Annotated in this window: 1 protein-coding gene; it reads right to left on the bottom strand. The window is 43.7% G+C overall.

Annotated elements, in window-relative coordinates; translation table 11 throughout:
• Positions 1 to 57: 57 nt before the first annotated feature.
• Positions 58 to 252, bottom strand: a 195-nt coding sequence (locus ACSZO1_RS22835) for a hypothetical protein (RefSeq protein WP_437616699.1), incomplete at its 5' end; no start/stop codon positions are given.

Genomic DNA, 252 nt, shown 5'->3' with positions numbered 1-252 from the left:
AGCGGGCATCGTGAAAAGTCTATGTCAAAGAAAGGGTTATGTTCTCATAATTGACGATTAAATCGCACCTTCCTTAGGTTGTTGTTTGTACAGCGGCAAATCGGTAGATTGAGTAATTGGATTGAATGATTCAGCCCACTTACACGAACTGTACATAGCATAATAAATCAAGGACAAGGCGGATTCAAGTTCGAAGTGCAACGCTAAGCCGCCTGTCTTAACTCTGCAAAGACCACTGAAGGCTGCCGGAAC

The organism is Erwinia sp. V71 (assembly GCF_965644245.1).
Classification (GTDB): Bacteria; Pseudomonadota; Gammaproteobacteria; order Enterobacterales; family Enterobacteriaceae; genus Erwinia.
The sequence above is the reverse complement of the archived record's forward strand: the minus strand, read 5'-3'. Positions and strand labels throughout refer to the sequence as shown.